Raw genomic sequence first — 18,907 nt, forward strand, 5'->3', positions numbered from 1 at the left:
TTTGGAGCGTCCCGGCGTGCGGCCCGCTCTGGGTGGTTGAACAATGACCTCAATAGTCCACAGGCAGCGGGTCGAGGCTGCGCCAAATGTACCAAACCGCTACCGAACGGTAGGGCGCCCAGGCGTCGCCGACTTCGCGCGCCTCGGCGCGCGAGACAGGTTCGCCCGAAAAGTAATTCTGGCTGATGCCCTTCAACAAGCCGATGTCATCCAGGGGCATCACATTGGGGCGCATCAAGTGAAAAATCAAGAACATCTCGGCCGTCCACCGGCCGATGCCACGAATGGCAACGAGCTCTTCGATGATGGCTTCGTCGTCCATCTGCGCCCATTGGCGCACATGAACCTGGCCAGTGTCGAAATGTTCCGCCAGGTCGCGCAGGTATTCGACCTTGCGGGCGGACAGGCCGGCAGCGCGCTGCTCATCCACACCCAGGCCCAGCACGGCGGTCGGCTGGAATTTGGTCATCAGCGCGATCCAGCGGTTCCAGACCGATTGGGCGGCCTTGACCGAAATCTGCTGGCCGACGATGGAGCGGGCCAGCGTCGCGAAGGCGTCGCCGCGGCTCTGCAACCGCGCCTCGCCGAACTGCGGGATGAGCTTCTTCATGACCCGGTCGCGCTTGACCAGGTGCTTGCAGGCCTCGTCCCAGTAGGCCGGGATCACTTCGGGCGGCATCAGCTCTTCACCCAGGTCGTGCCGTCGGCACCGTCCTTCAGCATGATGCCCTTGGCCGTCAACTCGGCGCGGATCGCGTCGGCACCCGCAAAGTCCTTGGCGGCCTTGGCGGCAGCGCGGGCCGCGATGCGCGCCTCGATCCAGGCCGCGTCGTCAATGCCCGAGCCGCCCTGCAGATAGGCGCGCGGCTCCTGCTGCAAGACGCCGAGCACGCCGGCCAGCGCCTTCAGCAAGCCGGCACGCTGGGGTGAGCGATCACGGTTGACTTCGTTGACGAGGTCAAACAGCACGGCGATGGCACCGGGCGTGCCGAAGTCCTCGTCCATCGCCGTCTTGAAGGCAGCGGCGCTGGGCTCGCTCCAGTCGATGGCGACTTCGGACGGCGGCACGGCGTCCAGCGCCGTGTACAGCCGCGTCAGCGCGGCTCGGGCGTCTTCGAGGTGGGCATCGCTGAAGTTGAACGGCCGGCGATAGTGGGTGCGCAGCATGAAGAAGCGCAGCGTCTCGCCGTCGAACTTCTGCAGCACGTCGCGGATGGTGAAGAAGTTGCCCAGGCTCTTGGACATCTTTTCGCCATCGACGTTCAGGAAGCCGTTGTGCAGCCAGTAGCGCGCGAAGGGGTAGCCCGCACCCTCGCTCTGGGCGATCTCGTTCTCGTGGTGAGGGAACTGCAGATCGGTGCCACCACCGTGGATGTCAAAGCTTTCGCCGAGCAGCGCGCAGCTCATTGCCGAGCACTCGATGTGCCAACCCGGGCGGCCCTCGCCGAAGGGAGCTGCCCACTTGGCGTCCGCCGGCTCCTCGGCCTTGGCGGCCTTCCAGAGCACAAAGTCCAGCGGGTCCAGCTTGCCGTCGTCCACGGCCACGCGCTCGCCGGCGCGCAGGTCATCGATGCTCTTGCCGCTGAGCTTGCCGTAGCCTTCGAACTTGCGCACCGCGTAGTTCACGTCGCCAGTATCAGAACGGTAGGCCAGGCCACGCTCTTCCAGGCGCTCGATCAGCGACAGCATCTGCGGCACGTACTCGGTCGCGCGCGGTTCGTGGTCCGGGCGCAGCAGGCCGACAGCTGCAAAGTCCTCGTGCATCGCCGCGCTCATCTCTTCGGTGAGCTGGCGGATGGTGATGCCGCGCTCGACGGCACGCTTGATGATCTTGTCGTCGATGTCGGTGATGTTGCGCACATAGGTGACGCCGTAACCACTGGCACGCAGCCAGCGGTAGATGACGTCGAACGCCATGTTCATGCGCAGATGCCCCATGTGGCAGAGGTCGTAGACCGTGATGCCGCAAACGTACATGCGCACTTGGCCAGGCACGAGCGGTTGGAAGTCTTCGAGATCTCGGCTGAGGGAGTTGTGAACGCGCAGGGACATGAAAAACGAGGGCAGCAGCCACCAACAAGAAGCCCCGCACCGGGTCCGCCCAGGCGGGGCTCATAGAATGAATTCAGTATAGCGGCCGACCCTGACGCCGCCCCCCGCTACAACCCTCATGCGCCTGCCCTTCCCCACCCTCGCGTTGCCCTGCCTGCTGATCCTGGCGCTGGCAACCACGCCGGTTCGCGCCGACGACCTTGCCAGCGCCCAGCGGCTTTGGCTGGCCGGCCAGAAGAGCCAGGCCGTCGAGCAGGTCGAGCAGGCCCTGACCCGTCAACCTGATGATCTGCAACTGCGCTTCGCACTGGGTGTCATGCGCATGGAACTTGGCGAGCCTGCCAAGGCGACGGCCATCTTCACCCGCCTCACGCAGGACTTCCCCGACCTGGCCGACCCCTACAACAATCTCGCCGTACTGCACGCGGCCGCCGGCGAACTCGACGAAGCCAAGGCCGCGCTGGAGCAGGCCCTGCGCTTGCATCCCGACCATGCCCAGGCCCAGGAAAATCTTGGCGATGTGTTGGTACGCCTGGCTCTGCGCGCCTACCAGCGTGCCCAGAAGTCGGCCCTGATGCCCAGCGACACGCTGGCCGGCAAGATCAACCGCACGCTGGCCCTGACCCGCGAATTGCGCACCCGCTAACCACTCGCCTCCCATGACCAAAATCCTTCCTCTCCTTCTCGCCGGCCTGCTGGCCACGCTGGGCGCCGAGGCCCAAACCGTCAAGCTGCAGACCACCGAAGGCGACATCCGCATCGAACTGAACGCCCAGAAGGCGCCCAAGTCGGTCGCCAACTTCCTGCAATATGTGAAGGCCGGCCACTACAACGGCACGGTCTTCCACCGCGTCATGGCAACCTTCATGATCCAGGGCGGCGGTTACGACGCCAAGCTGAACCAGAAGCCGACCAAGCCGCCCATCCCGCTGGAGTCACACAACGGCCTGCCCAATGTGCGCGGCAGCATCGCCATGGCGCGCACCAACGACCCGAACTCGGCGACCTCGCAGTTCTTCGTCAACGTGGTGGACAACCCCATGCTCGACGGCGAGCCGGACAATCCGGCGTCGGGCTATGCCGTCTTCGGCCAGGTCATTGAGGGCATGGACGTCGTCGACAAGATCCGCGCCGTCGAGGTCACGCCGCACGGCATGCACCAGCATTTCCCGGTCAAGCCCATCTTCATCACCAAGGCTCTCGTTGAGCCCGTCAAAAAATGAGCCAAGTCAAACTCACCACCAACCACGGCGACATCCTCATTGAGCTGGATGCCGAGAAGGCGCCGCTGTCGGTCGCCAACTTCCTGAACTACGTCCGCAAGGGCCACTACGACGGCACGGTGTTCCACCGCGTCATCAAGGGCTTCATGGTCCAGGGCGGCGGCTTTGAGGTCGGCATGAATCAAAAGCCCACCGAGGCGGCCATCCAGAACGAGGCCAACAACGGCCTGAAGAACGCCCACTACACGCTGGCCATGGCGCGCACCAACGCGCCGCACTCGGCCACGGCGCAGTTCTTCATCAACACGACCAACAACGGCTTCCTGGACTTCAAGTCCGAGAGCCCGTCGGGCTGGGGCTATGCCGTCTTCGGCAAGGTCATCGAGGGCAAGGACGTCGTCGACAAGATCGAGAAGTCCAAGACCGCCACGCGTGGCGGCCATGGTGACGTGCCGGTCGAAGACGTCATCATCGAGAAAGCCGTCGAGGTTTGATCCACACGCTGACGGCCCCGGCGCAGTGGCGGCAGATCGATCTGCTGTCGGACTTGCACCTCGGGCCGGACACGCCGGGCACGCTGGCCCGGCTTGAGCAGCACCTTGCGCAGACGCCCGCGCAAGCGGTGCTGCTGCTCGGCGACATCTTCGAGGTCTGGGTCGGCGACGACGCCCGGAACGAGCCCTTCGAGGCCGGTGTCGTACGCCTGCTGCGCGATGCGTCGCGGCGCCTGGATCTCTTCTTCATGCACGGCAACCGCGACTTCCTTGTCGGCGCGGAGTTGCTGGCGGACGCCGGCATGACCGCCCTGCCCGATCCCACGGTGCTCGATGCCTTTGGCCAGCGCTGGCTGCTGGTGCATGGCGATGCGCAATGCCTTGCCGACACCGCCTACCAGGCCTTTCGCCGCCAGGTGCGCTCGCCCGAATGGCAGGCCCAGGTGCTGGCGCAGCCGCTCGAAGCCCGCCAGGCGCTGGGGCGCCAGATGCGCAAAGGTAGCCGCGCGGCGCAAGCCGCGCAACTGATGGCCACCGACCTCGACGCCGAGACTTGCCGCGCGCTGCTGAACGAAGCCGGCGCGACGACGATGATCCATGGTCACACACACCGCCCTGCCGAGCACGATCTGGGCGACGGGCTCAGGCGCGTCGTGCTGTCGGACTGGGATCTCGATGGCACCCCACCGCGCGGCGACGTCATCCGCCTGTCCGCAGCCGGCCTGCAACGCCTTTCCCTGTGATCCTGAAAGCTTTGCGCAACTGGCGTGAGCAACGCGCCGTCGAACGCCATGCGATTCCAGATGCGCTATGGCAGCTGACCCTGCTGCGCTACCCCTTCCTGGCCCAGCGCGGCGAGGACGACCTCGCCGAGCTGCGCCGGCTGTCGAGCCTTTTCCTGTCGACCAAGGAGTTCCACGGTGTCGGCGGCTTCGAGGTGACCGACGAAGTCGCCGTCGCCGTCGCGGCCCAGGCCTGCCTGCCCGTGCTGCGGCTGGGCCTGTCCTGGTATGACGGTTTCGTCGGCATCGTCATGCACGAGGGCGAAGTCGTGGCGCAGCGGCGCTTCGAGGACGAAGACGGCGTCGTCCACGAGTACGACGAGGAGCTGGCCGGCGAAGCCATGGAAGGCGGCCCGCTGATGCTGACCTGGAATGCCATCGCCGTCAGCGACGACCCGGCCGAGTTCGGCGCGGACGCGGTCTTCAACGTCGTCATCCACGAGTTCGCCCACGTCATCGACATGCGAGATGGGCTGGCTGACGGCGCGCCCCCGCTGGACGCCGACGAACGCGAGCGCTGGACCACGGTCATCGACGCCGAATGGGAGAAATTCTGCGCCCGCATCGACGCCGGCGAGGAGACGCTGATCGACCCCTACGGCGGCGAGGCCGTCGAGGAATTCTTCGCCGTCGCCGTCGAGGCCTTCTTCGTCGCCCCGGCCGCTATGCGGGCGGAGGAGCCGGCGATGTACGAACTGCTTGCCGGGTTCTTCAGGCAGAACCCCGGCGGGTTGAGTCGGTGAGCCGGCGCCGTCAGGGCTCCATGTCGAGGTGCACCAGGAACGACTGAGGCGCGTCCTGGCCAGTCGCCGTGGAAAGAATCACCTTGGCGACATAGTGCCCGGGCGCCATACACCGAGGGCCAGACAGCATGCAAAGCTCATTGAGGCCATAGCGCACCTCGGCGGGAAAGAGCAGGTCCGAGGCGTTGTTCGCAGTGTTGACCCTGTTTGGTACCAGCCAGGCCTTGCCCTTCGCATCGTCCAGCCCGCCATTGGAGGCGTCCAAATACTCGACCCTGGCAGAAACATAGAACGGCTCAGCCTGCGGGCTCATCATCTGGAAAATGCCGCCCATTACCTCAACAGAGGTCGAGGATCGCACCAGCCTCCCGCTGGCCGGTGTGTAGACCACTGCGGACTGATCGGGCGCCGTCATTTTGTAGGTGATCGGACGGGTCTCCGACAGCATCACTTTTCGCCCCGTCGACGTCACCGCTTCTGCCTCGACGTAAAGGTCCAGCTCACGCGAGGTCACGTGGACCGGCCGCGCTTGGAGCGTCACCGTGGCCCCTTCCGTCTTGACCTCCGCCGCATCCGACAGGATCTTGAACCCTCTCTTGAAGACTGCGCCGCGGAGATTTGTCGCACCAGCTGGCAAGACGACTACCGTGCTCCAGCTCGGCAGCGGTACGCTGCCGAACTTTGCAGCGAGATTGATGTTGCCCTGCTCCACGAACTTCAAACCCGGCAAGACCTTGACGTGATAGGGCACCTTGAAGGGTGAACCGGCAAATTGCTGCCGGCACGCCGAATCCATGCAGACGTTGACCTTGATCTCGCTGCGGAAATCCCCGGTCTTGGTGTTTGGGCTCCGGGTGAGAAGCATCAGTTGGATGCCGAGGCCGTTGGGGGCCAAGCTCACCGATGGGGCAGCCCCGAAGAGTTGACCAGGGTCTTCGACACCCACGTAGACCGTTCGGTCCTGCAGTTTGGAAAAGTCGCCGGACACATCCGCCGTGATGGTCAGTGCCGGAATGGGGTCGTCGCCTTCGAAGGCCTCATATTCCATGGGCTGGAACTGCACATTGCCGACACTGACCGGCGACGCAGCTGGAGCGGACGCGGAATCGGGATTGCCCGTACTGCCACCTGACCCACCGCCACCGCAGCCGGCCAGAATCACGCAGGCCCATGCCGCGCGAAGACCGCGCATCATTCGTGGTGCCATTTCATCCTCCCTCTGTGGATGTCATTTTTGAGGGGCGGAATATAGCGTCCAGAAAGCAGAAAGGGCGCCGAGGCGCCCTTGTCGGGATGCGCAGCAGGTTCAGGCCGTCGCTGGCTCGGCTTTGGGCTTGTTGTCCTTGGCCGGCTTGGGCGGCGTGGGCTGGATGTCCAGCACCGTCTCGCCCTTGTCGTCCACGTCCACGCTCAGGCGCCCGCCATCGACCAGCTTGCCGAACAGCAGTTCGTCGGCCAGCGCGCGGCGGATGGTGTCCTGGATGAGGCGCTGCATCGGCCGCGCACCCATCAGCGGATCGAACCCCTTCTTGGCCAGATGCTTGCGCAGCGCGTCGGAGAAGCTGACCTCGACCTTCTTCTCCTGCAGCTGGCTTTCCAGTTGCAGCAGGAACTTGTCGACCACACGCAGGATGATTTCCTCGTCCAGCGGGCGGAAGGACACGATGGCGTCCAGGCGGTTGCGGAACTCCGGCGTGAACAGGCGCTTGATGTCGGCCATCTCGTCGCCCTGCTGGCGCGAGTTGGTGAAGCCGATGGTGGCCTTGTTCAGCGCCTCGGCACCCGCGTTGGTCGTCATGATGATGATGACGTTGCGGAAGTCGGCCTTGCGCCCGTTGTTGTCGGTCAGCGTGCCGTGGTCCATGACCTGCAGCAGCACGTTGAAGACATCCGGGTGCGCTTTCTCGATTTCATCGAGCAGCAGCACCGAGTGCGGCTTCTTTGTGACCGCCTCGGTCAGCAGGCCGCCCTGGTCAAAACCGACATAGCCCGGAGGCGCACCGATCAGGCGGCTGACAGCATGGCGCTCCATGTACTCCGACATGTCGAAGCGGATCAACTCGATGCCCAGGATGTAGGCCAACTGCTTGGCGACCTCCGTCTTGCCGACACCCGTGGGGCCGCTGAACAGGAAGGAGCCCACCGGCTTCTCGGGCCGGCCCAGGCCCGAGCGCGCCATCTTGATGGCGGCGGCGAGCGCGTCGACCGCCGGGTCCTGCCCGAACACGACGCTCTTCAGGTCGCGGTCCAGCGTCTTGAGCTTGCTGCGGTCATCGCTGTTGACCGATGCGGGCGGGATGCGCGCGATCTTGGCGACGATGTCCTCGACCTCGACGCGCGTGATGGTCTTCTTCTGCTTGCTCTTGGGCAGGATGCGCTGGGCAGCACCGGCCTCGTCGATGACGTCGATGGCCTTGTCCGGCAGGTGGCGATCATTGATGTACTTGGCCGACAGCTCGGCGGCCGCCTGGAGCGCGCCCAGGGCGTACTTGACCGAGTGATGCTCCTCGAAGCGGCTCTTGAGCCCCTTCAGGATCTCGATGGTCTGCTCGACCGAAGGCTCGGCGACGTCGATCTTCTGGAAACGCCGGCTCAGCGCCGCGTCCTTCTCGAAGATGCCGCGGTACTCGGTGAAGGTGGTCGCGCCGATGCACTTCATCGCGCCGCTGGACAGCGCCGGCTTGAGCAGGTTGCTCGCGTCCAGCGTGCCGCCCGAGGCCGCACCGGCGCCGATCAGCGTGTGGATCTCGTCGATGAAGAGGATGGCGCTGGGTTGGTCCTTCAGCGCCTTCAGAACCGCCTTCAGGCGCTGCTCGAAGTCGCCGCGGTACTTGGTACCCGCCAGCAGCGCGCCCATGTCCAGCGAGTAGACGACGGCGTCGGCGAGGACCTCAGGGACTTCGCCCTCGGTGATCCTCCAGGCCAGGCCTTCAGCGATGGCCGTCTTGCCCACGCCGGCCTCGCCGACCAGCAGCGGGTTGTTCTTGCGCCGGCGGCACAGCACCTGCACGACGCGCTCGACCTCGGACTCGCGACCGATCAGCGGGTCGATCTTGCCGTCCTTGGCCAGCTGGTTCAGGTTCTGCGTGAACTGCTCCAGTGGCGACGCCTTGGCGCTGCCGCCCTCGCCTTCCTCGCGCTCGCCTTCCTGGCTACCGGGGGCCTGGCCCTCGGGGTTCTTGGGCGGCTCGGGGTCGGTCTTCTTGATGCCGTGGGCGATGAAGTTGACGACGTCCAGGCGCGTGACGCCCTGCTGGTGCAGGTAGTAGACGGCGTGCGAATCCTTCTCGCCGAAGATGGCGACGAGCACGTTGGCGCCGGTCACTTCCTTCTTGCCGCTGCCGGTGCTCTGCACGTGCATGATGGCGCGCTGGATGACACGTTGGAAGCCCAGCGTGGGCTGGGTGTCCACCTCGTCGCTGCCGCCCACCATCGGCGTGTTTTCCTTGATGAACTGCGTCAGGCTCTTGCGCAGGTCGTCCAGGTTGGCCGCGCAGGCGCGCAGCACCTCCGCGGCGCTGGGGTTGTCGAGCAAAGCGAGCAGCAGGTGCTCGACGGTGATGAATTCGTGCCGCTGCTGGCGTGCTTCGACGAACGCCATGTGCAAACTGACTTCAAGCTCTTGCGCAATCATGCGGCCTCCATAATGCACTGCAGGGGGTGGCCGGCACGCCGTGAGGCGGCCAGAACCAACTCCACCTTGGTCGCGGCGACGTCCTTGGTGAAGACACCGCAGACCCCGCGACCCTCATGGTGGATTTTGAGCATGATCTGCGTCGCCGTATCGAGGTCATGCCGGAAAAATTCCTGCAGAACCATGACAACAAACTCCATCGGCGTGAAATCGTCGTTCAGCAGCAGGACCTGGTAGAGCCGGGGGGGCTCGGTTTTCTGGGTCTGCCGCTCGACGACGACCGCGCCCTCGCCTTCGTCCTTGCCCGGCTTCAGAGGGGGCGCGGGCGGGGGCGGGGGCGACTGGTTTCGCGGTGAAAAGACGGGGAGCACAGGCATGTCGGGATTCTATCGACGGGGGCTTCCCCTCGCCGACCGCGGGCAGTTGGCGACGCTCCTGGAAATTGCAAGCGCGGGGCGGAAGGTTCTGAGGGTGAACCCGGCCGGGAAGGTCCCGAATTGACGCTTTTTATTGCGCTACCAGAATCTGCCTCCGCCTCCCCAGGAGGTGCCACAAAGAATGGAGACAAGATGATGGCACTGGGCAAAGTCAAGTGGTTCAACGATGCCAAGGGCTTCGGATTCATCGAGCCGGAAGCCGGCGGAGATGATGTCTTCGCCCATTTTTCAGCGATCCAGATGGAAGGCTTTCGGACGCTGAAGCAGGGCAGCCAGGTGCAGTTCGACCTGGTGCAGGGCCCCAAAGGCCAGCTTGCGCAGAACATCACGCCGATGGAAGCCGCTGCACGCGCCGCCGAGCAGCAGCAACAGCCCCAGCTGGCGTCCTGAGCTGAGCTCACAAATCAAAAGCCCCGTGGCCTGACGCCACGGGGCTTTTGCATTGGCGCCGCCGGGCTCGCGCAGCAAGCGCGCGCCCGGCTTGCTAGAGTTACGTGTTGCGCGCCGCCTCCTGGCGCTGTGTGCAGCACGGATTGCCATCTACCGGAACACGCTCATGACCGCCGAAAAGACCCAGATTGTTTACACGTTGACCGACGAAGCCCCCCGCTTGGCCACTGCCTCGCTGCTGCCGGTCGTCAAGGCCTTCGCGGCGTCGGCTGGGATCGACGTCGTCAGCAGCGACATCTCGGTGGCCAGCCGCATCCTGGGCCAGTTCCCGGAACTGCTGACCGAAGAGCAGCGCGTGCCCGACAACCTGGCCGCCCTGGGCAAGCTGACGTTGAAGTCGGAAGCCAACATCATCAAATTGCCCAATATCAGCGCCTCGGTGTCGCAGTTGAAGGCCGCCATCAAGGAACTGCAGGACAAGGGCTACAAGATCCCGGACTACCCCGAAAAGCCCGAGACGGATGAGCAGAAGGACATCCGCGCGCGCTACAACAAGTGCATCGGCTCGGCCGTGAACCCGGTGCTGCGCGAGGGCAATTCCGACCGCCGCGCGCCCAAGGCGGTGAAGGAATACGCCCGCAAGAACCCGCACCGCATGGACGACTGGAGCCAGGCCTCGCGCTCGCACGTCTCGCACATGCACGACGGCGACTTCTATCACGGTGAAAAGTCGATCACGCTGGACCGCGCACGCGACGTGAAGATGGAGCTCATCACCAAGAGCGGCAAGGCCATTGTGCTCAAGGCCAAGGTCTCGCTGCTGGACCGCGAAGTGGTCGACTCGATGTACATGAGCAAGAAGGCCCTGCTGGCCTTCTATGAAAAGGAGATCGAGGACGCGCGCAAGACCGGCGTGATGTTCTCGCTGCACGTCAAGGCCACCATGATGAAGGTGTCCCATCCCATCGTGTTCGGCCACTGCGTGCGCATCTTCTACCGCGACGCGTTCGAGAAGCACGCCAAGCTGTTCGACGAACTGGGCATCAACGTCAACAACGGCATGGTGGACCTGTACACCAAGATCGCCACGCTGCCCAGCGCCAAGCAGGACGAGATCAAGCGCGACCTGCACGCCTGCCACGAACACCGCCCCGAACTGGCGATGGTGGACTCGGCCAAGGGCATCACCAACTTCCATTCGCCCAACGACGTCATTGTCGACGCCTCCATGCCCGCGATGATCCGCAGCGGCGGCAAGATGTACGGCGCCGATGGCCGCCTGAAGGACGTCAAGGCCGTGATGCCGGAGTCGACCTTTGCCCGCATCTACCAGGAGATCATCAACTTCTGCAAATGGCATGGCGCCTTCGACCCGCGCACCATGGGCACGGTGCCCAACGTGGGCCTGATGGCCCAGCAGGCCGAGGAATACGGCTCGCACGACAAGACCTTCGAGATCCCGGAGGACGGCGTGGCCAACATCACCGATCTCGCCACCGGCGAGGTGCTGATGAGCCAGGACGTCGAGCAGGGCGACATCTGGCGCATGTGCCAGTGCAAGGACGCCGCCGTCCGCGACTGGGTCAAGCTGGCCGTCACGCGCGCCCGCAACTCCGGCATGCCGGTGGTGTTCTGGCTGGACTCCTACCGCCCGCACGAGGCGCAGCTCATCACCAAGGTCAAGATGTACCTGCATGAGCACAATACGACCGGCCTGGACATCCAGATCATGAGCCAGGTGCGCGCGATGCGTTACACGCTGGAGCGCGTCATCCGCGGCCAGGACACCATCAGCGCCACCGGCAACATCCTGCGCGACTACCTGACCGACCTCTTCCCCATCATGGAACTGGGCACCTCGGCCAAGATGCTGTCCATCGTGCCGTTGATGGCTGGCGGCGGCATGTACGAAACCGGCGCCGGTGGCTCGGCGCCCAAGCACGTGCAGCAGCTGGTGGAGGAAAACCACCTGCGCTGGGATTCGCTGGGCGAGTTCCTGGCGCTGGCGGTCAGCCTGGAAGACGTGGGCATGAAGACCAAGAACGCCAAGGCCAAGGTGCTGGCCAAGGCCCTGGATGCCGCCACCGGCAAGCTGCTGGACAACGGCAAGGGCCCCAGCCCCAAGACCGGCGAGCTCGACAACCGCGGCAGCCACTTCTATCTGACGTTGTACTGGGCTCAGGCCCTGGCCGAGCAGACCGAGGACGCCGAACTGGCGGCCCGCTTCAAGCCGCTGGCCGAGATGCTGACCGCCAACGAGGCCAAGATCGCCGAGGAACTGAAGGCCGTCCAAGGCAAGCCGACCGACATCGGCGGCTATTTCCTGCCGGACGTTGCCAAGCTCGACAAGATCATGCGCCCCAGCGCCACGTTCAACGCGGCGCTGCAATCGCTGGCCAGCTGATCGACCGCTGAACGAAGAAACGGGGCGCCATCGGCGCCCCGTTTTGCTTGCAACGCCTCATGACGCGTTGCGATTTCACGTTGGCGGGTATTCCGCAATGAAACAGCAAGCCCAACGACCAAAATATTTACTACAGTCTGATACCAGGCGTTTGCTCCTGCAAAGCCTTCTGACAGGCGACACGTGAAGCACCACGGGTCGCCCCAAACCCCGGCCTCCGCGCCGGGGTTTCTTTTTGTGCACCTGGCAACAAAAGCCGGCGCCCTCAATGCGGCACGGGCTTGCGAAACGGATCCGGCACAGGATTCGGCTTCAACGCGCCACGGACCCGCTCCACGGCGGCAGCGGAATCCTTGTCATCGACCGACACGATCAGCCGCAGCCAGCTGGCCTTGTTGAGGTCCGTCTCACGACGAGTCCAACACCACACCTGTGCACCGCGCTCACCCGAACGGTCAGCCAGATACACCTCGTCGAAGTCCGCCCCCTCGTAGATGAGGAGCTGATTTTCGTCAACGTAGGTGTTGATGTAGTCCGGCATGCCCAAAGTCTAGGCGTTCGGGGCGAAACCGTGTCACTCCATCTGGTCAATCATCACCTGCCCGAACCCGGAGCACGACACCTGCGTCGCGCCGTCCATCAGGCGCGCGAAGTCGTAGGTCACCTTCTTGCTCAGGACGGCCTTTTCCATCGCGCTGATGATGAGGTCTGCGGCGGCTATCCAGCCCATGTGGCGCAGCATCATTTCGGCCGACAGGATCTCGGAGCCGGGGTTCACATAGTCCTTGCCGGCGTACTTGGGCGCCGTGCCATGGGTGGCTTCGAACATCGCGATGGAGTCGCTCATGTTGGCGCCCGGGGCGATGCCGATGCCGCCCACCTGCGCGGCCAGCGCGTCGGAGATGTAGTCGCCGTTCAGGTTCAACGTGGCGATGACGCTGTACTCGGCCGGGCGCAGGATGATCTGCTGCAGGAAGGCGTCAGCGATGCTGTCCTTGATGGTGATGTCCTTGCCCGTCTTGGGGTTCTTGAACTTGCACCACGGGCCGCCATCGATGGGCTGGGCGCCGAACTCCTTCTGAGCCAGCGCATAGGCCCAATCTCGGAAACCGCCCTCCGTGAACTTCATGATGTTGCCCTTGTGCACGATGGTGACGCTGGGCTTGTTGTTGTCGATGGCGTACTGGATGGCCTTGCGCACCAGGCGCTCGGTGCCCTCCCGGCTGACAGGCTTGATGCCGATGCCCGAGGTGTTTGGGAAGCGGATCTTCTTGACGCCCATTTCGTCCTGCAGGAACTTGATGAGCTTCTTGGCCTTGTCGCTCTCGGCCTCGTATTCGATGCCGGCGTAGATGTCCTCCGAGTTCTCGCGGAAGATGACCATGTCGACCTTGTGCGGCTCTTTCACCGGGCTGGGCACGCCGTCGAAATACTGCACCGGGCGCAGGCAGACGTACAGGTCCAGCTCCTGGCGCAGGGCGACGTTCAGCGAGCGGATGCCACCGCCGACGGGCGTGGTCAGCGGCCCCTTGATGGAGACAACGTATTCCTTCACGGCCTGCAGCGTCTCTTCGGGCAGCCACACATCGGGGCCGTATACGCGAGTGCTCTTCTCGCCGGCGTAGACCTCCATCCAGTGGATCTTCTTCGCACCGCCGTAGGCCTTGGCCACCGCCGCGTCCACCACCTTGAGCATGACGGGCGTGATGTCCAGGCCGGTGCCGTCGCCTTCGATGTAGGGAATGATGGGCTGGTCGGGCACGTTCAGCGTGAAGTCGGCGTTGACGGTGATCTTCTGGCCGCCTTCAGGCACCTTGATGTGTTGGGACATGACGTGTGGGCTCCGCGCAAGAGACGAGACTAGGAAACGAAACCCGGCGAGTTTATGGCCGGCTCAGCAGGCCAGCAGGAGCCGCTGCCACACGCCGTGCACCAGCCCCCACGCCGCCCCCGCGGCCAGCATGAGCCCGGCCAGGCGCAGCGCCAGCACCTCACCACCCGCGCCCTGCTTGAGCAGCCGCGCCCGCCATAGCGGCGCGATGACGAGGCCCGGCGTGCTGGCCAGCGCAAAGCCGGCCATTGCCGCAGCGCCGCTCACGGGCGAGCCTGACAGCCCGGCCAGCAGCAGCGCCGCATGCAGCAGCCCACAGGGCATGGCCACCCAGGCGATGCCGGTAGCGAAGGCATGGCGCGGCTGAGGGCGCCAGCGCACGGCGCCCAGCCACGCCGGCACGCGGCCACGCACCAACAGCGTCAGGCCGAACAGCAGCAGTGCCGCCTGCAGCAAGGCCCAGGCGGGCTGCAGCAGCGTCACGCTCTGCGAGACACGTGCGAGCGCCTGGGCGGACGCTGCCGCCACCGCGCCCCCGGCGGCATAACCCAGCAGTCGGCCGGCCAGCAGCCGCACGGGCCGGTGCCCCGCGGCGAGGGCGCAAGGCGCACTGCACATGGCCGCGCAGTGCGGCATGCCTGCCAGCCCCATCAGCGTGGCGGACAGGACCAGGGCCGCATCCATCAGATGATCTTGGAGAAGCGCTCGCGGCTGGCGTCGGCCTGCAGGTAGCGGTCAAAGACCGACGCGACGGCGCGCACGAAATACCAGCCCAGCGGCGTGACCTGCAAGGCGTCGGGTTGCCGCTCGACCAGGCCCTGGTCGGCCAGCCGGGACAAGCGCTCCAGCTCCGGCGCGAAGTAGGTGGCAACGTCGACGAGATAGGACGCCGCGATGGACTCGAACTCCAGCCGGCCCTGGCACATCAGCGCCATGATGACGGCGCGGCGCAACAGGTCGTCGCGGGTCAAAGCCAGGCCGCGCTGCACGGGCAGCTGGTGTTGGTTCAGCGCATCCTCATACTCGGCCAGGGTCTTGGCGTTCTGCGCATACGTTGCGCCGACGCGGCTGATGGCCGAAACGCCCAGGCCGATGAGATCGCAATCAGGCTGCGTCGAATAGCCCTGGAAGTTGCGGTGCAGCAGGCCCTGGCGCTTGGCCACGGCCAGCGGGTCGTCGGGCAGCGCGAAATGGTCCATGCCGATGTAGGCATAGCCCTCGCCCAGCAATGCGCTGATCGCGCCCGACAGCATGGCCAGCTTGTCACCCGCCGGCGGCAGCAACTCGGCGACGATGCGGCGCTGCGGCTTGAAGCGCTGCGGCAGGTGGGCATAGGCATACATCGCGATGCGGTCGGGCCGGAGCTCGGCGACCTGGGCGATGGTGCGCGCGAAGGACGCCGGCGTCTGCAGCGGCAGGCCATAGATCAGGTCGACGCTGATGGAGGCGAAACCCAGCTCACGCGCCCCGCGCATCAGGGCCGCGACAGAGGCCAGCGGCTGCACGCGGTGCACGGCTTTCTGCACGGCCGGGTCGAAGTCCTGCACGCCGAAGGACAGGCGGTTGAACCCGAGCCGGCGCAGGTGCGCCAGGCGCGCCAAATCCACCGTGCGCGGGTCCACCTCGATGGACAACTCGGCGCCGGGCAGCAGTTTGAAGCGCCGGCGCAACGCGTCCATCAGCACGCTCAGTTCAGTGTCCGACAAAAAGGTCGGCGAGCCACCGCCCAGATGCAGTTGCGAGACGGGCGCGTGGCCGCCCAGGGCCTCGGCCACCAGGTCCATCTCCAGGTTCAACGCGGCCAGATAGGGCTGGGCGCGCTCGTGGTGCTTGGTGATGATCTTGTTGCAGGCGCAGTAGTAGCAGAGCTGCTCACAGAACGGGATGTGCACATAGACCGACAGCGGCTGCGCCGCGCCGCGCTGTGCCAGGGCCTGCAGGTGCTGGGGTGCCTGGTAGGCCTCGACGAAGCGGTCGGCCGTCGGGTAGGAGGTGTAGCGCGGGCCGGCCACGTCGTGGCGCCTGATGTTGGCGTCAAGGAGGTCGGGGTCCAGCGGTCTTTCGGTCACAGCAGCCATGCGGCAACTGTGCCGATACCGCGGCTCGCCGGCCTTGATCCAGGTCAAGCGCGCAGTGCCGGCCCGGTCCAAGAATGCCAACCCATGAGTCTTCCCTGCCCCACCGCCGCGCTCGAGCCGCTCAAGGTCGCCTGCGCCAGCTGCAATCTGCGCGAGCTCTGCCTGCCTGTGGGCTTGCGGGCCGCCGACCTGACCCGCCTGGATGGCCTCGTCGCCATGCGACGCAGCGTGCCGCGCGGCGGGTATCTGTTTCGCAACGGTGAGAGCTTTGAAGCGTTGTACGCCGTGCGCACCGGCTTCTTCAAGACCCGCGTCGGCAGCGAGGATGGCCGCGACCAGGTCACCGGCTTCCAGATGGCCGGTGAGCTGCTCGGCCTGGACGGCATCAGCAGCGACCGTCACCACTGCGACGCCGTCGCGCTGGAGGACTCGTCCGTCTGCGTCATCCACTATTCCCAGCTGGAGGAGCTGTCACGCGAATTCAGCGTGCTGCAGCACTCCTTTCACAAGATCATGAGCCGGGAGATCGTGCGCGACCACGGCGTCATGCTGCTGCTCGGCAATATGCGGGCCGAGGAGCGCCTGGCGGCCTTCCTGCTGAACCTGACCCAGCGCCTGCAGGCACGCGGCTTCTCGGCATCCAGCCTCGTGCTGCGCATGACGCGCGAAGAGATCGGCAGCTACCTCGGCCTGAAACTGGAAACCGTCAGCCGCACCTTCTCCAAATTCCAGGAGGACGGGCTGCTGGAGGTCAAGCAGCGCCAGCTGCGCATCCTCGACCAGGCCGGGCTTCAGGTCTTGGTGAACAACAGCCGCTGCTGAAGCCAGACGAAAAAAGGCCCTGCGGGGGCGCGCAGGGCCTCGAGATCGAGGAAACGGCGGTCAGCCGACCTTGATCTCGTTGCGCACTTCCTTCACGCCGGGCACGGCCTGAACCAGCTTGATGGCCTTCTGGGCCAGGTCGGCGCTGGGTGCCGCGCCCTTGAGCACGACCACGCCAGCAGCGCTGCTGCTCACGGTCAGCGGCAGGGCTGCCAGATCCTTGTCCTGCTGCAATACGGCCTGGGCCTGGCTGGCAATCGTCGTGTCGCCGGCGGTTTGCGCCTGAGCAACCTGTTCGGCCGGGGCCGGCGTCGCCGGTGCTTGGTCAGCGGCAAAGGTTGCAGTGGCACTACCAGCCATCAAGGCGGCAGACAGCAGTCGGGCGAAGGTGGATGTTTGTCGCATGCAGATCTCCTGAGGATGCGTGAATCGAAAGCGATACCGGGGGGCACCACGAACAGGTTCAGCGCAAGGCCCGTGCCAGTTTCAGATTTACTCAGCAGATCAATGACTTAGGACAAAACCCGGTGCGACGGGACCCTTCAGCAACCATCAGCACCGGCCATTTTGTCGCCGGGCGGCGACGCCGCATGGCGATGCCGGCCTAAGTGCTTGATTCATCTGACGGTTTTCTGTCGCCCGAATCCGACGCGGCAGCTAGGGGGTCGGCGCGAAAGAGCTGCGGATCCAGCCCGTGCTTCTGCATCAGGCGATAAAACTCGGTGCGGTTGCGGTCGGCCAGGCGCGCGGCCTCGGCCACATGGCCCGAGGTCAGCTTCAGCAATTGATTGAGGTAGTCGCGCTCGAAGCGCTGCTTGGCGTGCTGGTAGCTCAGCACCTCCAGCGACGGCGTCTGCAGCGCGCGCTGCACCTGGGTCAGCGACACCAGCGGCGCCATGGCCAGCACGCAGACCTGTTCGACGACGTTGTAGAGCTGGCGCGCATTACCCGGCCAGGGCGCAGTCACCAACGCCTCCAGCGCATCCGGCGCAAAACCCTTGACCGGCCGGCGGTGCCGCTCGGCCAAGGTCTGCAGGAAGTGCTGGGCCAGCAGTGCGATGTCCTCGCGCCGCTCCGACAGCGGGGGCAGGCGCAGTTGCACGACATTGAGCCGGTAATAGAGGTCGGGGCGGAACTGACCCTCGGCCATGGCGAGCTCCAGGTCGCGGTGGGTGGCGGACAGCACACGCACGTCCACCGCCACCGCCTCGTTGCTGCCCACCGGCCGCACGACACGCTCCTGCAGCACACGCAACAACTTCACCTGCAAGGCCAGCGGCATGTCGCCGATCTCGTCCAGAAAGACCGTGCCGCCCTGCGCCGCGGGGATCAGCCCCTGGCGCTGTGCCTGCGCGCCGGTGAAGGCGCCCTTCACATGGCCGAACAGCTCGGATTCCAGCAGCGCCTCGGGGATGGCGGCGCAGTTCACCGCGATGAAGGGCTTCGCTGCGCGCGGGCTGGCGCGGTGGATGGCGCGCGCCAGCAGCTCCTTGCCGGTGCCGCTGTCGCCCGAGATCAGCACGCTCGCGTCGGTCGCCGCCACCAGCCGCGCCTCGGACAGCACCTCGGCCATGCGCGGGCTGCGGCTGATGATCTCGCTGCGCCACGCAGCATCGCCGTCCAGCGGCGCCGGCCCCGTCACGTTCACCCGCAGCGCCTGGTTGATCTTGTCCAGCAGCCCCTTGCCGTCGAAGGGCTTGGTCAGATAGGCATGGGCACCCCGCGTCGTGGCCTCGACCGCATCGGGGATGTTGCCGTGGGCGGTCAGCAGGATGACCGGCAGCGACGGGTGCCGGGCGCGCACCTCGTCGAACAGGGCCAGGCCGTCCAGCCCCGGCAGGCGCACATCGGTGATGACGAGGGACGGCAGCCGCACGGCGAGGTGGGCGAGCGCAGCTTCGGCGCTGGCCACGGCCTGCACGGCATGGCCGGCAGCGGTCAGCCGCATCGTCATCAGGCGCAGCAGGTCGGCGTCGTCGTCGACGAGGAGGATGGTGGCTTGCGTGGTCATTGCTGC

19 protein-coding genes are annotated in these 18,907 nt (G+C 65.5%); 8 read left to right on the forward strand and 11 right to left on the reverse strand.

Annotation, left to right across the window (positions count from 1 at the left end):
* Window positions 1–49 precede the first annotated feature (49 nt).
* Both ASC91_RS14075 and cysS read right to left on the reverse strand, forming a co-directional pair.
* A complete protein-coding gene (locus ASC91_RS14075) occupies window positions 50–679 on the reverse strand; it encodes a DNA-3-methyladenine glycosylase (RefSeq protein ID WP_056197741.1) in 630 nt (209 codons plus the stop codon).
* The gene (gene cysS / locus ASC91_RS14080; RefSeq protein ID WP_056197743.1) at window positions 679–2,052 is read right to left on the reverse strand and encodes a cysteine--tRNA ligase; all 1,374 of its coding nucleotides are present in this window, start codon (window positions 2,050–2,052) and stop codon (window positions 679–681) included. Before cysS ends, ASC91_RS14075 begins: the two co-directional genes overlap by 1 nt.
* A gap of 118 nt (window positions 2,053–2,170) precedes the next feature.
* Between cysS and ASC91_RS14085 the strand changes: the two genes are divergently transcribed.
* The 5 genes from ASC91_RS14085 to ASC91_RS14105 are packed head-to-tail and all read left to right on the forward strand — an operon-like array spanning window position 2,171 to window position 5,294.
* Window positions 2,171–2,698 carry a tetratricopeptide repeat protein gene (locus ASC91_RS14085; protein WP_056197745.1) on the forward strand — a complete coding sequence of 176 codons (528 nt, stop codon included), beginning with the start codon at window positions 2,171–2,173 and terminating at the stop codon, window positions 2,696–2,698.
* A gap of 13 nt (window positions 2,699–2,711) precedes the next feature.
* Entirely contained in the window at window positions 2,712–3,275 is a 564-nt protein-coding gene (locus tag ASC91_RS14090) for a peptidylprolyl isomerase (protein WP_056197747.1), read from the forward strand.
* Complete coding sequence (locus ASC91_RS14095) at window positions 3,272–3,769, forward strand: peptidylprolyl isomerase (protein ID WP_056197749.1); 498 nt, start codon at window positions 3,272–3,274, stop codon at window positions 3,767–3,769. The genes ASC91_RS14090 and ASC91_RS14095 overlap by 4 nt, the downstream gene beginning before the upstream one ends.
* The gene (locus tag ASC91_RS14100) at window positions 3,766–4,512 is read left to right on the forward strand and encodes a UDP-2,3-diacylglucosamine diphosphatase (RefSeq protein ID WP_056197751.1); all 747 of its coding nucleotides are present in this window, start codon (window positions 3,766–3,768) and stop codon (window positions 4,510–4,512) included. Before ASC91_RS14095 ends, ASC91_RS14100 begins: the two co-directional genes overlap by 4 nt.
* Entirely contained in the window at window positions 4,512–5,294 is a 783-nt protein-coding gene (locus tag ASC91_RS14105; RefSeq protein ID WP_394326332.1) for a zinc-dependent peptidase, read from the forward strand. Before ASC91_RS14100 ends, ASC91_RS14105 begins: the two co-directional genes overlap by 1 nt.
* A 10-nt stretch (window positions 5,295–5,304) precedes the next feature.
* Here ASC91_RS14105 and ASC91_RS14110 read toward each other — a convergent pair whose 3' ends face one another.
* From ASC91_RS14110 to clpS, 3 genes are all read right to left on the reverse strand, one after another.
* The gene (locus ASC91_RS14110; protein WP_157281620.1) at window positions 5,305–6,501 is read right to left on the reverse strand and encodes a hypothetical protein; all 1,197 of its coding nucleotides are present in this window, start codon (window positions 6,499–6,501) and stop codon (window positions 5,305–5,307) included.
* Window positions 6,502–6,600: 99 nt separating this feature from the next.
* Window positions 6,601–8,928, reverse strand: coding sequence for an ATP-dependent Clp protease ATP-binding subunit ClpA (gene clpA / locus ASC91_RS14115; protein WP_056197757.1), 2,328 nt, complete (start codon window positions 8,926–8,928; stop codon window positions 6,601–6,603).
* Window positions 8,925–9,305, reverse strand: a complete 381-nt coding sequence (gene clpS / locus ASC91_RS14120) for an ATP-dependent Clp protease adapter ClpS (protein WP_056197758.1) — start codon at window positions 9,303–9,305, stop codon at window positions 8,925–8,927. The genes clpA and clpS overlap by 4 nt, the downstream gene beginning before the upstream one ends.
* A gap of 195 nt (window positions 9,306–9,500) precedes the next feature.
* Here clpS and ASC91_RS14125 point away from each other — a divergent pair, with 195 nt between their 5' ends.
* Window positions 9,501–9,755 carry a cold shock domain-containing protein gene (locus ASC91_RS14125; RefSeq protein ID WP_056199553.1) on the forward strand — a complete coding sequence of 85 codons (255 nt, stop codon included), beginning with the start codon at window positions 9,501–9,503 and terminating at the stop codon, window positions 9,753–9,755.
* A gap of 166 nt (window positions 9,756–9,921) precedes the next feature.
* On the forward strand, window positions 9,922–12,159 hold the full coding sequence (locus ASC91_RS14130) for an NADP-dependent isocitrate dehydrogenase (RefSeq protein ID WP_056197760.1): 2,238 nt from the start codon (window positions 9,922–9,924) through the stop codon (window positions 12,157–12,159).
* 265 nt (window positions 12,160–12,424) lie between these two features.
* Here ASC91_RS14130 and ASC91_RS14135 read toward each other — a convergent pair whose 3' ends face one another.
* From ASC91_RS14135 to hemN, 4 genes are all read right to left on the reverse strand, one after another.
* Entirely contained in the window at window positions 12,425–12,700 is a 276-nt protein-coding gene (locus tag ASC91_RS14135) for a hypothetical protein (RefSeq protein WP_056197762.1), read from the reverse strand.
* A 33-nt stretch (window positions 12,701–12,733) separates the two neighbouring features.
* The gene (gene icd / locus ASC91_RS14140) at window positions 12,734–13,990 is read right to left on the reverse strand and encodes an NADP-dependent isocitrate dehydrogenase (protein ID WP_056197764.1); all 1,257 of its coding nucleotides are present in this window, start codon (window positions 13,988–13,990) and stop codon (window positions 12,734–12,736) included.
* Between the two features lie 63 nt (window positions 13,991–14,053).
* Complete coding sequence (locus tag ASC91_RS14145; RefSeq protein ID WP_056197765.1) at window positions 14,054–14,674, reverse strand: sulfite exporter TauE/SafE family protein; 621 nt, start codon at window positions 14,672–14,674, stop codon at window positions 14,054–14,056.
* Window positions 14,674–16,068 carry an oxygen-independent coproporphyrinogen III oxidase gene (gene hemN, locus ASC91_RS14150; RefSeq protein ID WP_056199556.1) on the reverse strand — a complete coding sequence of 465 codons (1,395 nt, stop codon included), beginning with the start codon at window positions 16,066–16,068 and terminating at the stop codon, window positions 14,674–14,676. The genes ASC91_RS14145 and hemN overlap by 1 nt, the downstream gene beginning before the upstream one ends.
* Before the next feature lie 84 nt (window positions 16,069–16,152).
* On the opposite strand from hemN, the gene ASC91_RS14155 reads away from it, so the two are divergent.
* Complete coding sequence (locus ASC91_RS14155) at window positions 16,153–16,890, forward strand: helix-turn-helix domain-containing protein (protein WP_056197767.1); 738 nt, start codon at window positions 16,153–16,155, stop codon at window positions 16,888–16,890.
* A 60-nt stretch (window positions 16,891–16,950) separates the two neighbouring features.
* On the opposite strand, the gene ASC91_RS14160 is transcribed toward ASC91_RS14155, so the two are convergent.
* Complete coding sequence (locus tag ASC91_RS14160) at window positions 16,951–17,295, reverse strand: BON domain-containing protein (RefSeq protein WP_056197769.1); 345 nt, start codon at window positions 17,293–17,295, stop codon at window positions 16,951–16,953.
* A gap of 199 nt (window positions 17,296–17,494) precedes the next feature.
* Complete coding sequence (locus tag ASC91_RS14165) at window positions 17,495–18,901, reverse strand: sigma 54-interacting transcriptional regulator (RefSeq protein WP_056197770.1); 1,407 nt, start codon at window positions 18,899–18,901, stop codon at window positions 17,495–17,497.
* Window positions 18,902–18,907: the final 6 nt, after the last annotated feature.

This window comes from Pelomonas sp. Root1237 (assembly GCF_001425055.1).
In the GTDB taxonomy this organism is placed as follows: Bacteria; Pseudomonadota; Gammaproteobacteria; order Burkholderiales; family Burkholderiaceae_C; genus Pelomonas.

What these genes read in the sequence shown, in the direction of transcription:
- ASC91_RS14075 (WP_056197741.1), bottom strand. Translation starts at nt 679, where the DNA reads ATGCCGCCCGAAGTGATCCCGGCCTACTGGGACGAGGCCTGCAAGCAC.
- cysS (WP_056197743.1), bottom strand. Translation starts at nt 2,052, where the DNA reads ATGTCCCTGCGCGTTCACAACTCCCTCAGCCGAGATCTCGAAGACTTC.
- ASC91_RS14085 (WP_056197745.1), top strand. Translation starts at nt 2,171, where the DNA reads ATGCGCCTGCCCTTCCCCACCCTCGCGTTGCCCTGCCTGCTGATCCTG.
- ASC91_RS14090 (WP_056197747.1), top strand. Translation starts at nt 2,712, where the DNA reads ATGACCAAAATCCTTCCTCTCCTTCTCGCCGGCCTGCTGGCCACGCTG.
- ASC91_RS14095 (WP_056197749.1), top strand. Translation starts at nt 3,272, where the DNA reads ATGAGCCAAGTCAAACTCACCACCAACCACGGCGACATCCTCATTGAG.
- ASC91_RS14110 (WP_157281620.1), bottom strand. Translation starts at nt 6,501, where the DNA reads ATGGCACCACGAATGATGCGCGGTCTTCGCGCGGCATGGGCCTGCGTG.
- clpA (WP_056197757.1), bottom strand. Translation starts at nt 8,928, where the DNA reads ATGATTGCGCAAGAGCTTGAAGTCAGTTTGCACATGGCGTTCGTCGAA.
- clpS (WP_056197758.1), bottom strand. Translation starts at nt 9,305, where the DNA reads ATGCCTGTGCTCCCCGTCTTTTCACCGCGAAACCAGTCGCCCCCGCCC.
- ASC91_RS14125 (WP_056199553.1), top strand. Translation starts at nt 9,501, where the DNA reads ATGGCACTGGGCAAAGTCAAGTGGTTCAACGATGCCAAGGGCTTCGGA.
- ASC91_RS14130 (WP_056197760.1), top strand. Translation starts at nt 9,922, where the DNA reads ATGACCGCCGAAAAGACCCAGATTGTTTACACGTTGACCGACGAAGCC.
- ASC91_RS14135 (WP_056197762.1), bottom strand. Translation starts at nt 12,700, where the DNA reads ATGCCGGACTACATCAACACCTACGTTGACGAAAATCAGCTCCTCATC.
- icd (WP_056197764.1), bottom strand. Translation starts at nt 13,990, where the DNA reads ATGTCCCAACACATCAAGGTGCCTGAAGGCGGCCAGAAGATCACCGTC.
- ASC91_RS14145 (WP_056197765.1), bottom strand. Translation starts at nt 14,674, where the DNA reads ATGGATGCGGCCCTGGTCCTGTCCGCCACGCTGATGGGGCTGGCAGGC.
- hemN (WP_056199556.1), bottom strand. Translation starts at nt 16,068, where the DNA reads ATGGCTGCTGTGACCGAAAGACCGCTGGACCCCGACCTCCTTGACGCC.
- ASC91_RS14155 (WP_056197767.1), top strand. Translation starts at nt 16,153, where the DNA reads ATGAGTCTTCCCTGCCCCACCGCCGCGCTCGAGCCGCTCAAGGTCGCC.
- ASC91_RS14160 (WP_056197769.1), bottom strand. Translation starts at nt 17,295, where the DNA reads ATGCGACAAACATCCACCTTCGCCCGACTGCTGTCTGCCGCCTTGATG.
- ASC91_RS14165 (WP_056197770.1), bottom strand. Translation starts at nt 18,901, where the DNA reads ATGACCACGCAAGCCACCATCCTCCTCGTCGACGACGACGCCGACCTG.